11 protein-coding genes are annotated in these 13,599 nt (G+C 61.9%); 5 read left to right on the top strand and 6 right to left on the bottom strand.

Annotated elements, in window-relative coordinates; genetic code table 11:
• Positions 1 to 21: 21 nt before the first annotated feature.
• Entirely contained in the window at positions 22 to 732 is a 711-nt protein-coding gene (locus AB4O16_RS07100) for a glutathione S-transferase family protein (RefSeq protein WP_460157378.1), read from the top strand.
• A gap of 52 nt (positions 733 to 784) precedes the next feature.
• Here the strand turns inward: AB4O16_RS07100 and AB4O16_RS07095 are convergent, their stop codons facing one another.
• Both AB4O16_RS07095 and AB4O16_RS07090 read right to left on the bottom strand, forming a co-directional pair.
• Positions 785 to 2,320, bottom strand: a complete 1,536-nt coding sequence (locus AB4O16_RS07095; protein ID WP_460157377.1) for an FAD-dependent oxidoreductase — start codon at positions 2,318 to 2,320, stop codon at positions 785 to 787.
• Positions 2,321 to 2,511: 191 nt separating this feature from the next.
• Positions 2,512 to 4,722, bottom strand: a complete 2,211-nt coding sequence (locus AB4O16_RS07090) for a TonB-dependent receptor (RefSeq protein WP_460157376.1) — start codon at positions 4,720 to 4,722, stop codon at positions 2,512 to 2,514.
• Between the two features lie 281 nt (positions 4,723 to 5,003).
• Here AB4O16_RS07090 and AB4O16_RS07085 point away from each other — a divergent pair, with 281 nt between their 5' ends.
• Complete coding sequence (locus tag AB4O16_RS07085) at positions 5,004 to 6,098, top strand: DUF1615 domain-containing protein (protein WP_460157375.1); 1,095 nt, start codon at positions 5,004 to 5,006, stop codon at positions 6,096 to 6,098.
• A gap of 678 nt (positions 6,099 to 6,776) precedes the next feature.
• Here AB4O16_RS07085 and AB4O16_RS07080 read toward each other — a convergent pair.
• A complete protein-coding gene (locus AB4O16_RS07080; RefSeq protein ID WP_460157374.1) occupies positions 6,777 to 7,256 on the bottom strand; it encodes a phage infection protein in 480 nt (159 codons plus the stop codon).
• 244 nt (positions 7,257 to 7,500) lie between these two features.
• Here AB4O16_RS07080 and AB4O16_RS07075 point away from each other — a divergent pair, with 244 nt between their 5' ends.
• Positions 7,501 to 8,124, top strand: a complete 624-nt coding sequence (locus AB4O16_RS07075; protein WP_460157373.1) for a glutathione S-transferase family protein — start codon at positions 7,501 to 7,503, stop codon at positions 8,122 to 8,124.
• A 193-nt stretch (positions 8,125 to 8,317) separates the two neighbouring features.
• Here AB4O16_RS07075 and AB4O16_RS07070 read toward each other — a convergent pair whose 3' ends face one another.
• The gene (locus AB4O16_RS07070; RefSeq protein ID WP_046042792.1) at positions 8,318 to 8,758 is read right to left on the bottom strand and encodes a CBS domain-containing protein; all 441 of its coding nucleotides are present in this window, start codon (positions 8,756 to 8,758) and stop codon (positions 8,318 to 8,320) included.
• A 227-nt stretch (positions 8,759 to 8,985) separates the two neighbouring features.
• On the opposite strand from AB4O16_RS07070, the gene AB4O16_RS07065 reads away from it, so the two are divergent.
• Positions 8,986 to 11,346 carry a DNA polymerase II gene (locus AB4O16_RS07065; protein WP_460157372.1) on the top strand — a complete coding sequence of 787 codons (2,361 nt, stop codon included), beginning with the start codon at positions 8,986 to 8,988 and terminating at the stop codon, positions 11,344 to 11,346.
• Here AB4O16_RS07065 and AB4O16_RS07060 read toward each other — a convergent pair.
• Together AB4O16_RS07060 and AB4O16_RS07055 are read right to left on the bottom strand one after the other, a co-directional pair.
• The gene (locus tag AB4O16_RS07060) at positions 11,311 to 11,781 is read right to left on the bottom strand and encodes a DUF1810 domain-containing protein (protein ID WP_460157371.1); all 471 of its coding nucleotides are present in this window, start codon (positions 11,779 to 11,781) and stop codon (positions 11,311 to 11,313) included. The genes AB4O16_RS07065 and AB4O16_RS07060 overlap by 36 nt on opposite strands.
• 29 nt (positions 11,782 to 11,810) lie before the next feature.
• Entirely contained in the window at positions 11,811 to 12,632 is an 822-nt protein-coding gene (locus AB4O16_RS07055; RefSeq protein ID WP_460157370.1) for an aldo/keto reductase, read from the bottom strand.
• Positions 12,633 to 12,837: 205 nt separating this feature from the next.
• Here AB4O16_RS07055 and AB4O16_RS07050 point away from each other — a divergent pair, with 205 nt between their 5' ends.
• Positions 12,838 to 13,587 carry a hypothetical protein gene (locus tag AB4O16_RS07050; RefSeq protein WP_460157369.1) on the top strand — a complete coding sequence of 250 codons (750 nt, stop codon included), beginning with the start codon at positions 12,838 to 12,840 and terminating at the stop codon, positions 13,585 to 13,587.
• Positions 13,588 to 13,599: the final 12 nt, after the last annotated feature.

Below are 13,599 nucleotides of genomic sequence, written 5' to 3'. Positions count from 1 at the left end.
ATGTCTTCGTGGATCCAGCCCATGACCGATCTGTCCGCATTCCCCATCACCCGCAAATGGCCTGCCCAGTACCCTGAGTGGATTCAGCTGTACTCCTTGCCGACCCCTAACGGCGTCAAGGTTTCGATCATGCTCGAAGAGATCGGCCTGCCGTACGAGCCTCACCGGGTAGGCTTCGACACCAACGACCAGATGTCCCCGGAATTTCTTTCTCTGAATCCCAACAACAAGATCCCGGCGATCCTCGACCCCCACGGTCCCGACGACCGGCCGCTGGCCTTGTTCGAGTCGGGAGCGATCCTGATCTACCTGGCCGACAAGAGCGGGCAACTGCTGGCCCAGGAATCGGCGGCGCGCTACGAGACGATTCAGTGGCTGATGTTTCAGATGGGCGGCATCGGTCCGATGTTCGGCCAGCTCGGTTTTTTCAACAAGTTCGCCGGCAAGGACTACGAGGACAAGCGTCCCCGTGACCGTTACGTCGAGGAGAGCAAGCGCCTGCTCAAGGTGCTCGACGGCCGGCTCGAAGGGCGCGACTGGATCATGGGCGAGCGCTATACCATCGCCGATATCGCCACCTTCCCGTGGGTGCGCAACCTGATCGGTTTCTATGAAGCCGGCGATCTGGTGGGCATCGAGAATTTCCCTAACGTCACGCGGGTGCTGGAACGCTTCTTGGCGCGGCCGGCGGTGGTGCGCGGGTTGCAGATCCCCAACCCGGTCGCTGGTTGAACACATTCCTTGTAGGAGCTGGCAAGCCAGCTCCTACAAGGGCGTGGTGTTTTCAGGGCGCGCCAAAAAACGGCCGGATCCCGTGATCGCGCAAATACCGTTCGATCACTTTCGGGTCCGAGCAGGTCTCGGCAATCGCTACATAGGTATCGGGGCGCAACAGATAAAAGCCGTTGCGCCCCAGGCCCGCCGCTTCGAACGCCGGTCGCCAGGCGAACACATGCAGCGGCAGATGGTGCTCGTGGCACCAGGCGATCATCTCGTCGCTGGTGTCGCCGTAGACATGCACCTGCCAGGTCAGGCATTTGAGCGATTCAAAATTATCCCCCTCGCCGTCATGGGCCCAGGGCAGGCGATCACCGCCATGCACGTGCCCGGCCACGCCTGTGCTCAATGGCATGCCCCGATAGTTCAGGGTGATCTGCGACACCGTGCGGAACAGGAACTGGCGGGAGGTTTCGAACGAGGTCATTTTCGGTATCAGGAACGGGGCCAGGCGTGTACGCAACAAATCGGCAATCGGCCCGTCGGCGGTGACGAAGGTGAAGACCCGGTCGGTGGTGGCCACCAGTTTGCGGGCGAAGGCGATGCGCTCGGTTTCATAGCTGTCGAGCAATCCGGCCTCGGCGCCGCCGCTCAACACGGCCGCGAGTTTCCAGGCCAGGTTGATGGCGTCGCCAATCCCGGTGTTCATGCCCTGGCCGCCCGCCGGGCTGTGCACGTGTGCGGCATCACCGAGCAAAAACGCCCGGCCGTGGCGAAAGTGATCCGCCACCCGGTGATGCACGCGGTAAGTCGAGAACCAGTTCAGTTGCTCGATCTTCACCTTCATATGCTCGATGGCCCGGCTGCTGACGTCCTCGAAGCAAAGGGTCTCGGCGTGTTCGGCACGCTCGTCGCGCACGGTGCCGATCAAGCGCGCGCGACCGCTGCCTGCCAGCGGGAACACTGCGAGGAAGTCCGCCTCGTCGAGATCGACATGCAGTTCGCCGTTGAACGCCGGGCCGCTGCCCTGCACGTCGGCGACGTAGAAAATCTGCTGGTAGGTGCCACCGGGAAATCCAGTGTCCAGGGCCTTGCGCACGATCGAGCGGGCGCCGTCGCACCCGGCCAGGTAACAGGCCTGGCAGATTTCCTGCTGGCCGTCGGGCAGATGCAGCGTGGCCGTGATGCCGTCTGCGGTTTGCTCGAAGCTTGCCAGATCGGTGTTGCGTTCCACCGAGATGCCGAAGGCTTGCAGGCGCTCGATCAGCAGCCGTTCGTGTTCGTCCTGCGGGAAAATCTCGAGGAACGAGTAAGGCGTCAGCCCCTCGCCAACCTGGGTCAGTGGCAAGTGCGCCACGGGTTCACCCTTGACCCAGAAGTTGGCGGCCGCCACCCGGTGGCCGTTTTGCACAACCGCGTCGGCAAGGTCGAGCTGGCGATACAGTTCCAGTGTCCGCGCCTGGACGGCCAGCGCCCGGGACGTGGTGCCGGGCGCCGAGGCCTTGTCGACAATCCGCACGCGAACCCCCAGTTTGCAGAGCCACAACGCCAGGACCAGCCCGGTCGGGCCGGCGCCGATGATCAACACGTCGCTTCTGTGCATGAGCCTGTCCTCCTCGCTGGGTAGGACAAGTATGGACTATGGACGACTCGGCCCTGTAGGAGCGAGCTTGCTCGCGATGGACTAATGGGCGCCGCGTTAATCCTAAAAGTACGCGTTATCGTTGACGTCCATCGCGAGCAAGCTCGCTCCTACAGGTACAGAGGCACAGGTACAGGGCAGAGGGACCTCAATTAGAAGTCGATGGTCCCCGACAACTTCGCCGTGCGCGGTTCGCCCTGGGTCAGGTAACCACCCTGGGCCGATTCCCAGTAGCTCTTGTTGGCGACGTTTTCCACGTTAAAACGCAGGGTCACGTCTTTTTCCTGGACCTTGAAGGCGTAACGCGCGCCGGCATCGAAGCGGTTCCAGGTCGGCAGGCTGAGGTTGTTCGCCGCGTCGGCGTATTGGCCGCCGGTGCGCAACATGCGTCCGTTCAGGGCTACGCCGGGCAGGCCCGGTACGTCCCAGTCCACGCTGGCATTGAACTGGAAGCTCGGCACACCGATGGCCTGATTGCCGTCGTTGAGGCCGCCCTGGGTTTTCTTCAGCTCGGTGTCCATCACGGTCAGGCCGCTGAGCAAGCGCAGGCCGTCGATGGGTTCGCCGAACACATTGAGTTCCACCCCCTTGTTGACCTGCTCACCGTCATGAATGAACACGGCGGTGGTGTCGTCGATGACCTGGGTGTAGCCGTCAGCCGGTTGTTCGATGCGATACACGCCCAGGGTCGCACCGTAGGTGCCCATGTCGACTTTGACACCCGCTTCAACCTGTTTGGAACGCGACGGGGCAAAGACTTCATTGCCGTTGACCACGACCCGTGAGCCGGAGGTCGTCGGAGCCGTCGGCCCTTGCGCCAGGCCCTCGATCCGGTTGGCGTAGAACGACACGTGATCCCACGGCTTGAACACGATGCCGTACACCGGCGTAGTGATCGACTTGTCGTAGTTGGAGGTGCGGTTCTGCGTGTTGTAGTCGTAGCCTTGCACGACCAGTTGCTGACGGCGCACGCCCAGGGTGACCAGCAGGCGATCATCGATGAAGCCCAGGGTGTCGGACACGGCGACGCTGCGCATGAAGGTTTTGCCGGTGATGCCCGGATCGCCCAGGTCGCCACCGGAGAAGCCGCCCTTTGGTGCCGGAACGTCGATCGGGTGGTAGATGTTGTTCGGGTATTGGGTCAGGTCGAAATCGAAGGCGTTGCGCTGTTGGGTCCAGATCCCGGCCAGGCCGAAGTTGAGTTTATGGGTCACAGGGCCCGTGGCGAAGCGGCCGTTGAGGCCGGCCATGGCGCTGGTGTTGTCTTCATCGTGGGGAATGAACGAACCGCTGGTCACCGAGCTGCCGTCGTTGCCCACCAGCGTGGTGGAGTCGTAGTTGCCGACTTCGCGGCTGTGCTTGGCGCCGGCAGCGGCGTAGGCGGTCCAGCTGTCGTTCAGGTCGTACTCGGCGCGCAGCATGCCGAAGGTGTCTTCGATCTCGCTGAAACCCCACTTCTGCGCGTAGTTGGTGTCGGCAGAGGGGGCATCGGGGATGTGCGTGGCGTCGCCAAGGTTGACCGAACTGCGCCCGCCGTTGACGCGTTCCTTCGAATAGATGAAATCACCGGACAGGCGTAGCGCATCGCCGCGGTAGTCGAGGCCGAGGGCGAACAGTTTCGAGCGCTGGTTCTCGTCGTCGATGGCGGTGTCGCCTTCGCGTTGGGACAGGTTGAGGCGGGCGCCGAAGCGGTTGTCCTCGCCAAAGCGCTGACCGATGTCCAGGTGTTCGCCGATGCGCCCGTCGTCGCTGATGTCGGTGGTGAAGCGTCGCAGTGGCACGTCACCGGCGCGCTTGGGTTGCACGTTGACGCCGCCACCGATGCCGGAGCCGGTCGGGGTGACTCCGTTGATGAAGGCGTTCGGCCCCTTGAAGACTTCCACGCGCTCCAGGGCATCGGTGGAAATGATCTGCCGCGGCAGGATGCCGTACAGGCCGTTGAAGGAAATATCATCGCCGTTGAGCGGCAGGCCGCGAATCATGAAGGTCTGCGCCTGGTTGGAAAAACCGGAAGCCTGACGCACCGACGAATCGTTGAGCAGCACGTCGCCGACGGTTTCGGCTTGCTGGTCGCGGATCAACTCTTCGGTATAGGAGGTCATGGTGAACGGAACGTCCATGATGTCCTGGTTGCCCAGGATTCCCAGTTGAGCGCCGCGTGCGACCTGACCGCCGGCGTACACCGGGGGCAGGTCGGAGGGAGTCGGGGCCTGGGCGTTGACATTGACGTCGCCGAGCACCAGCGGTTTTCCCTGGTTCTGTGTTGTTTCGTCCGTGGCGGCATGGGCCGTCAGGGACAAGGAGCAAAACAGGGCGGCTAGCGTAGGACGAAAAGGCACGCGGAGTCGGGCTGGAGTGGTCATGGTTCGTTCCTGGGCGGCGCGCGGCCGATTGGAAAAAGGGGCTGCGCGGGAACTCCTTGCGCAAATACGACTCCAGGTGCAAATGGTAGTTGTTCTCTTTAACGTTGTGCAATGCGTTTTTGTGCAAGGTACGCAGGCATTTTCTGCAAGCGCAGAGGTCGGATGTCGGTGATTCAGGGCCGTTTTAGCGGCCTATAAAGGCAAGTGGTGGTCACGGCCGTAGCCTGTGCCATGCCATTGCTCGTATGGTTACGCCGGACCAATGGACCAGATGGAACGACATGCAAGCCAATCGATTGATCTCAAGCATCGCCGCTTTGTTGCTACTGGCCGGTTGCGGCAGCCAGCGGACGCAGGAACAGGCAACGCGCAGTCCGGCCCAGGTGCAGGCCGAGATTGTGCGTTTGCTGCCGGCGAAAGCCGCCGATCCCCAGGGTTGGGCCAGGGATATCCAGGTGGCGTTTACCGCGCAGGACCTCTCGCCGACCACGCAAAACCTGTGTTCGGTGCTGGCCGTGACCGAGCAGGAGTCGACCTTTCAGGTCGATCCGAGCGTCCCCGGCCTGGGCAAGATCGCCCGCGACGAAATTGACCGTCGCGCCGCCAGCGCACACATCCCCGGCCTGCTGGTGAGCGGTGCGCTGAAGCTCGATTCGCCCAACGGCAAAAGCTACAGCGACCGCCTGAATGCCGCGCGCAGCGAAAAGGAGCTGAGCGCCATTTTCGACGATTTCATTGGCATGGCCCCGATGGGCAAGACCCTGTTCGGCGGCTTCAACCCGGTGCATACCGGCGGGCCGATGCAGGTCAGCATCGATTTTGCCGAGCAGCAGGCCAAGGGCTACCCGTACCCGGTGCAGGGCTCGATTCGACATGAGGTGTTCACCCGCCGCGGCGGCATGTATTTCGGCATCGCGCATCTGCTCGGCTATCCGGCGAGCTACCCACAACCGCTGTACCGCTTTGCGGACTTCAACGCGGGTTGGTACGCCAGCCGCAACGCCGCGTTTCAGAACGCGGTGAGCCGGGCTTCGGGGATACCGTTGGCGCTGGATGGCGACCTGGTGCGCCACGGCTCGATCATGCCCGGCACCACGGAACTGGCCGTGCGTACCCTTGGCAGGCAACTGGACATGCGCAACCCGACGATCCGCGAGCAACTGGAGGAGGGCAATACCCTGGCGTTCGAAGACAGCAAACTCTATCGACGGGTTTTCGAGCTGGCCGAACGGGCCGAAGGCCGGCCATTGCCCCGTGAAGTGTTGCCCGGCATCGTGCTGAAAAGCCCGAAGATCACCCGCAAACTCACCACCGCGTGGTTCGCCAAACGGGTCGATGAGCGTTACCAGCGCTGCATGGCGCGGGCAGGGAAGTAATCACGGCGAAAAAAAGGTTGTCCACGCAATCCCGGGAAACTGTAGGAGCCGGCTTGCTGGCGATGGACTCCAGTGCGCCGCGTTTGTCCGGATCATGCGCGTTATCGTTGACGACCATCGCTGGCGAGCCAGCTCCTACAAGGGATCGTGTTCCAGTCGAAATGATGTGAACGCCAAACTGTAGGAGCCGGCTTGCTGGCGATGGACTCCAGTGCGCCGCGTTTATCCGGTTCATACGCGTTATCGTTGACGACCATCGCTGGCGAGCCAGCTCCTACAGGGACCGTGTTCCAGTCGAAATGATGTGAACGCCAAACTGTAGGAGCCGGCTTGCTGGCGATGGACGCAAGTGCGCCGCGTGTATCCGGTTCATGCGCGTTATCGTTGACGACCATCGCTGGTGAGCCAGCTCCTACAGGGATCGTGTTCCAGTCGAAATGATGTGAACGCCAAACTGTAGGAGCCGGCTTGCCGGCGATGGACTCAAGTGCGCCGCGTTTATCCGGTTTACCGCGTCATCGTTGACGACCATCGCCAGCAAGCCGGCTCCTACAAGGGGCCATGTCCACGCTGAAAATGAAGTGACCTCCAAACCAGTGTAAGCCCCAAAAAAAAAGCATAAAAAAACCCGGCGGGTGAGGCCGGGTTTTCGTCGAGTCCTGCTGTGAAGCACTGCATTCAGACAGCGCGGCTTTCGATCAGACGGTCGGAACCACCTTCAGCAACGCGGTTCTGCAGCAGTTTGTCGGAACCACCTTCAGCAACGCGGTTCTGCAGCAGTTTGTCGGAACCACCTTCAGCAACGCGGTTCTGCAGCAGTTTGTCGGAACCACCTTCAGCAACGCGGTTCTGCAGCAGTTTGTCAGAGCCGCCTTCAGCAACGCGGTTCTGCAGCAGTTTGTCAGAGCCACCTTCAGCGACGCGGTTCTGCAGCAGTTTGTCAGAGCCACCTTCAGCAACACGATTCTGCATCAGCTTGTCGGAGCCATCCGCAGCGACGCGGTTTTCGATCAGGCGGTCGGAACCACCCTCGGCCACACGGCTTTCAATCAGACGATCCGAGCCGCCTTCAGCGACCACAGGTTGAGCGGAGGTAGCGGCGAAAGCGTTGACTGCGAAAACCGAGAAAGCGATGCTGAGGAGGGTTTGGCGTTTCATGATGGTGTGCTCCGGGGTGCTTATGGGTTGGTATGGAGCTGATGTTACGCCGGGGAATTTTTAAGAGAACTTCATTGAAGTGATGGTGAACATCGATGGCAATGATAGGACCGGCGGCATGCCTCTTGTGGGCGTGATGGTGCGATCGTCGGATGGTCGCTGTGTGGCAGGTGGCGGCTTCTACACTGGATAGCTGGCGTGTTCCTGTGCCGAGACGCTTGATGAGGTGTGTAAGGAGACGATCATGTACCAGCTCTACGGCCATCAGAACTCCGGGGCCGCGGCCATCGAGGCCGCTCTTGAACTCTGTGATGTCGCTTATCGCTTCATCGATGTGGATACGTCTGCAGAGGCGGCCCATGCGCTGGAGAAACTCAACCCGCTCAAGCAGATTCCGACCTTGCAGCTGCCCGATGGCAGCGTCCTGACCGAGAGCGCGGCGATCCTGATTCATCTCGCGCTGACGTTTCCCGCGTCGGGGTTGTTGCCGCAGGATCCGGCCGAGCGCGACCAGGCCATTCGCGCCATGGCTTACATCGTCAGCAATTGCTATGCGGCCATCGGCATCATCGATTACCCCGAGCGCTGGCTGGCCGAGGCGGATGAATCATCCAGGCAGAACCTCATGGAGGGAGCCCGCCGACGCCTGCACTGGAGTTGGGAGGTGTTCGCCGATCAGTTCTCGGGCGAGTTGTATCTGGGCAGCGAGAGGCCCGGGGCCCTGGATGTGCTGACGGCGGTGGTCTCGCGATGGGCGGGCAGTCGGGAACATTTGCGCACTGCGCGGCCCGGGTTTTTCGCCTGGCTGGAACGCATCGACCGCCACCCGGCACTGGCGCCGGTGTTCGCCCGGCATTGGCCAGCCTGAACACACTGAAACCCAAATGTGGGAGCGAGCCCTGTTGTGAGGGGGCTTGTCGTAACGCCGCACCGCCCCGTTTGAGTGCGTAGCACTCACAAGATCTTTGGTGCATCAGAGATTTTGGGGCTGCTTCGCAACCCAACGGGGGCAAGCCCCCTCGCCACAGCTCGCTCCTACAGGGGATCTTCGGCGTGTCGTCTTACTCCCCGCGAATGTACTGCTCCAGCTGCTTGATCAGCTCCGCCTGTTCGGCAATCGCTTCCTTGACCAGGTCACCGATCGACAGCAGGCCGATCAGCTTGCCACCTTCCACCACCGGCAAGTGACGCAGGCGCCTGTCGGACATGATGCCCAGGCAGGTGTCCACGGTTTGATGGGTGTCGACGGTGATCACCGGTGACACCATGATGTCGCGCACCGGCGTGCCCACCGAAGAGCGGCCGTGCAGCACGAGTTTGCGTGCATAGTCCCGTTCGCTGATGATGCCCAGCACTTCATCGTTCTCCACCACCAACAAGGCGCCGACGTTTTTCTCGGCCATCTTCATCAGCGCTTCGAGCACCATGTGATCGGGTTTGATCTGGTGCACTTCCTGATTTTTCTGATCTTTGAGCTTGAGCAGTTGGGCGACGGTTTTCATGGTGGTTACTCGGGTGTTGTCGTTGTTCTTGAAGAATCGTAGACGCAGGCGTTCAGGGCAAGGGCGAAAGCGGCAGATAACACGCAAAAAACGTCATTTGGCGGTTTTTCTTCGGTAAACCTCACATTTCCGGCCAGCACCCTCCCACAGGGGCTGCCTGATAGGTCTGCTATCCCTGCCGATGACGGGTAGAATCACCCTCTGAATCAGTTTCGAGGTTTGCAGTGGTGGATTTACAGCAGGGCTTCGTCCTGACCCGGCATTGGCGCGACACCCCGGCCGGTACGGAAGTCGAGTTCTGGCTGGCGACCGACAGCGGTCCCCGGCGCATCCGCCTGCCTCACCAACCGTCGGTGGCGTTCATCCCTGCTGAGCAGCGTCAGGCGGCCGAAAGCGTTTTGCATGACGAGAAGAACGTCGAGCTCAAGCCCCTGGCCCTGCAGGATTTCGAACATCGCCCGGTCCTCGGCCTCTACTGCCAGCAACATGGCCAGTTGATGCGCCTGGAAACCACGCTGCGCCGGGCCGGTGTCGAAGTGTTCGAAGCCGACGTGCGCCCGCCGGAACGTTACATGATGGAGCGCTTCATCACCGCGCCGGTGCGTTTCAGCGGCACGCCGAATGCCGAGGGCCTGCTGCTCGACGCACAGATGAAGCCCGATCCCGACTACCGGCCGAGCCTGAAGCTGGTGTCCCTGGACATCGAGACCACCGCCCGGGGCGAGCTGTATTCCATCGCCTTGGAAGGCTGCGGCGAGCGTCAGGTGTACATGCTCGGTCCGCCCAATGGCGACGATAGCCAGGTGGACTTCCAGCTCGAATACTGCGATTCGCGCACGCTGTTGCTGAAAAGACTCAACGAATGGTTCGCCCGCTTCGACCCCGACGCAATCATCGGCTGGAACGTCGTGCAGTTCGACTTGCGCGTGCTGCATGAGCACGCCCGACGCTTGGCGGTGCCCTTGAAACTGGGGCGTGGCGGCGAGGAAATGCAGTGGCGCGAACACGGCAACGGCAACCACTACTTCGCATCTGCCGCTGGCCGCCTGATCATCGACGGTATCGAGTCCCTGCGCTCGGCGACGTGGAGCTTCCCCTCGTTCAGCCTGGAAAACGTCGCGCAAACCCTGCTCGGCGAGGGCAAGTCCATCGACAACCCGTACCAGCGCATGGACGAAATCAATCGCATGTTCGCCGAGGACAAGCCGGCGCTGGCCAAGTACAACCTCAAGGACTGCGAACTGGTCACGCGGATCTTCGCCAAGACCGAGTTGCTGACCTTCCTGCTGGAGCGGGCCAGCGTCACCGGTTTGCCGGCCGATCGCATGGGCGGTTCGGTGGCGGCCTTCACTCACTTATACATGCCGCTGATGCACCGCCAGGGTTTTGTTGCGCCCAACCTCGGTGGCAAGCCTCCCCAAGCCAGCCCGGGCGGTTTTGTCATGGATTCGCAACCGGGGCTGTACGAGTCGGTGCTGGTGCTCGACTACAAAAGCCTCTACCCGTCGATCATCCGCACCTTCCTGATCGACCCCGTGGGGCTGATCGAAGGGCTCAAGCACCCGGACGACAGCGAGTCCGTGCCGGGCTTTCGTGGCGCGCGTTTTTCTCGCACCCGCCACTGCCTGCCGTCAATCGTCGCCCGGGTGGCCGAAGGACGGGAAACCGCCAAGCGTGAACACAACGCACCGCTGTCCCAGGCGCTGAAAATCATCATGAACGCCTTCTACGGCGTGCTCGGCTCCAGCGGTTGTCGCTTCTTCGACACGCGCCTGGCGTCGTCCATCACCTTGCGCGGGCACGAGATCATGCTGCGCACCCGGCAGTTGATCGAAGCCCAGGGCCATGCGGTGATTTACGGCGACACCGATTCGACCTTCGTCTGGCTGCGTCGCGCCCACGGCCAGCAGGAGGCGGCGCAGATCGGCCACGCGCTGGTGGCGCACGTCAATCAATGGTGGCGCGAGCATGTGCAGCAGGAGTACGGCTTGCAGAGCGTTCTCGAACTGCAGTTCGAAACCCACTACAAGCGCTTTCTGATGCCGACCATTCGCGGCGCCGAAGAGGGCAGTAAAAAGCGCTACGCCGGCCTGGTGACCCGCGCCGATGGCAGCGACGAGATGGTCTACAAAGGCCTGGAAACCGTGCGCACCGACTGGTCGCTGCTGGCCCGGCAGTTCCAGCAGGAGCTGTACTCGCGGATCTTCCTGCGCAAGCCCTATCAGGATTATGTGCGTGACTATGTGCGCAAGACCCTGGCCGGCGAGTTCGATGACCGGTTGATCTACCGCAAGCGCCTGCGCCGCAGCCTCGATGACTATGAGCGTAACGTGCCGCCCCATGTGCGTGCGGCGCGCCTGGCCGACGAGTACAACGACCGCCAGGGTCGCCCGCGGCAATACCAGAACGGCGGCTGGATCAGCTACGTGATCACCGTCGCCGGACCCGAACCGCTGGAAGTGCGCAGCGCGCCCATCGATTACGACCACTACATCACCCGGCAGCTGCAACCGGTGGCGGACGCGATCCTGCCGTTTGTCGACGACGACTTCTCAACCCTGGTTGGGGGGCAACTGGGCCTGTTTTGAGTCCATCAGCGACAAGGTCCAGTCATCCAGGATGCCGTGGAAGTATTGGTTCAGGGCTTGCTGGAAAGGGCTGTCGGCGACCGCGACCTGGGCAAACAGGGTCATCGAGGAGTGAAACTTCAGGTCGTCGGGGTGACCGAAAATCCCGGCCACCGAGCGCCCCCGGATGTTCAGCACTTCCTGGGTACAGGTGCGCAGGCGGGCGCCCAGCAAAGGATGCTCAAGGTAGGCCAGGGCCTCTTCGCGCGAGCGGATGGCAAAGCGGCGCGACATCTCGCTGTCGCCGAGCCCGGCAAACTGCGGAAAAATGAACCACATCCAGTGACTGCGCTTGTGTCCATTGTTCAGCTCGGTCTGGACCCGGTCGAATACCGGGTCCTGAGCCTGGAGAAAGCGTTGCAGATTGAACGGGTCCAGGTGGTCGCTGCTTCTCATGGCGAAGCTCTCTGACAGACTGCGTTGGCTCAGACCATCGCCAGCCGCTGTTTGCGTTGTGGCGCATGAAACGCCTGGTCCAGCGCCTCCAGATCCCCGGGTTCAAGCCGCAACGTGGCGGCTTGGGCGTTGAGCTGCACATGCTCGGGGCGGACCGCTTTGGGGATGGCGATCACGTCGTCCTGACGCAGTATCCAGGCCAGCGCCACCTGTGCCGGTGTGACGCCATGGCGGGCGGCCACTTGCTTGAGCGTGGCATTGGCGAGCATTTTGCCGCCCTGACCGATCGGGCAGTATGCCATGACCGGCAGCGGCTGCTGCTGGCTCCAGGGTAACAAGTCAAATTCTATGCCGCGCTGCTCCAGATTGTAGAGCACCTGATTGGTGGCGCAGGCCGGGGTGCCCAGTTCCAGCAAATCATCGAGGTCGAAATTGGACACGCCCCAACGGCCGATCTTGCCGTCTTCGCGCAGACGCTCGAAGGCGTCGACGGTTTCCGCAAGCGGATACTGGCCGCGCCAATGCAACAGATACAGATCGATGTGATCGGTACCCAGCCTGCGCAGGCTGCGCTCGCACGCCTCGGGAATGCCCTGGCGGCTGGCGTTGTGCGGGTACACCTTGCTGACCACGAAGACGTTGTCGCGCTGGCCGGCGATGGCATCGCGGACCACTTCCTCGGCGCCGCCTTCGGCGTACATTTCGGCGGTGTCGATCAGGGTCATGCCCAGTTCGATGCCCAGGCGCAGTGCCGCGACTTCCTGCGCGTGTCGTGAGCGGTCTTCGCCCATCTGCCAGGTGCCCTGGCCAATGACAGGCACTGTGGCGCCAGCCAATTCAAGTGTGCGCATGCAAACCTCCCTGATGAATGCCGATGGTTATTTCAGTGGGCAGCAGAATAGTCCATCGGTTCCCCGCAGGCTGCGAACCTTGAGGCGGACCTTGCCGGTGATCGATTGCCTTGTGCCGATACCGCACTTTTTCCAAATGTCCGGCTCTATCCATGGCAGCCTGCGGCGATCCCCACCGTCGGCCCATGCCCAAGTCCAAGACCCCATGGCTCGAGTTTTACCTGCGATCAACTCAATATTCCGCCGTCACTGCCTGCTGCTGGCAGGTCTGTCGATGTTCTTCGTCACCGGTTGCAGCCAGCAGCAGGGCGGCGACATCTTCACCCAGATGCGCGAAGGCAACCCCCGGGAGTTCCTGCAAACCAGTGTCGACCGCATGGCCACCCTGACCATGCGCGACAACCTCGACAGCCTTTACCTGCTCATGGGCAAGCTGTACCTGCGCAACCCCGACGAGCTGAAAAAGTCCGGTTTCCTCGATGCCCGCACGGCCGGCAAGCAAGTGCGCATGGCCATCGAACAGCAGGAGCCGTTACCGACCCTGGGCGGCAAAAAGGACCTGGCGGCCCTGCGCTTCGCCATGAGTCCGGAATTTCTGGGTGATCGGGTCGGAGCGTTCATCTATGCCATCGGCAGCATGCTGGTGACCGCCCACGGCAACCGCACCGAGTTCTACATGACCGATACGATCAATCCGGTGTTCGTCAGCAATGCCGCGCGCAACATCGAGATCGCCACCTGGATCCTCAGCCAGCGCCAAAACAGGGAAGGCCAGCCCTTGCTGTTTTCCAACGAAATCTCGGAGGAGGGCAGCAACCTGAGCTTTGCCGTCGAGTTCGGCAAGATCGTCGCCCGCCTGGACCTGCTGACCCAGATGCTCGACGAGCGCTACCGGCGCATCGGCCTGAATTATGCGCAGAGCCTGCTGTTCCTGAATTTCCTGCCGGTGCAGTGAGTTCAGGGCATA

The organism is Pseudomonas sp. S2_H10 (assembly GCF_054668285.1).
The sequence above is the reverse complement of the archived record's forward strand: the minus strand, read 5'-3'. Positions and strand labels throughout refer to the sequence as shown.

Bases quoted from the DNA above. Each gene is read 5' to 3' on its own strand.
- AB4O16_RS07100 (WP_460157378.1), top strand. From the start codon at position 22: ATGACCGATCTGTCCGCATTCCCCATCACCCGCAAATGGCCTGCCCAG.
- AB4O16_RS07095 (WP_460157377.1), bottom strand. From the start codon at position 2,320: ATGCACAGAAGCGACGTGTTGATCATCGGCGCCGGCCCGACCGGGCTG.
- AB4O16_RS07090 (WP_460157376.1), bottom strand. From the start codon at position 4,722: ATGACCACTCCAGCCCGACTCCGCGTGCCTTTTCGTCCTACGCTAGCC.
- AB4O16_RS07085 (WP_460157375.1), top strand. From the start codon at position 5,004: ATGCAAGCCAATCGATTGATCTCAAGCATCGCCGCTTTGTTGCTACTG.
- AB4O16_RS07080 (WP_460157374.1), bottom strand. From the start codon at position 7,256: ATGAAACGCCAAACCCTCCTCAGCATCGCTTTCTCGGTTTTCGCAGTC.
- AB4O16_RS07075 (WP_460157373.1), top strand. From the start codon at position 7,501: ATGTACCAGCTCTACGGCCATCAGAACTCCGGGGCCGCGGCCATCGAG.
- AB4O16_RS07070 (WP_046042792.1), bottom strand. From the start codon at position 8,758: ATGAAAACCGTCGCCCAACTGCTCAAGCTCAAAGATCAGAAAAATCAG.
- AB4O16_RS07060 (WP_460157371.1), bottom strand. From the start codon at position 11,781: ATGAGAAGCAGCGACCACCTGGACCCGTTCAATCTGCAACGCTTTCTC.
- AB4O16_RS07055 (WP_460157370.1), bottom strand. From the start codon at position 12,632: ATGCGCACACTTGAATTGGCTGGCGCCACAGTGCCTGTCATTGGCCAG.
- AB4O16_RS07050 (WP_460157369.1), top strand. From the start codon at position 12,838: ATGGCTCGAGTTTTACCTGCGATCAACTCAATATTCCGCCGTCACTGC.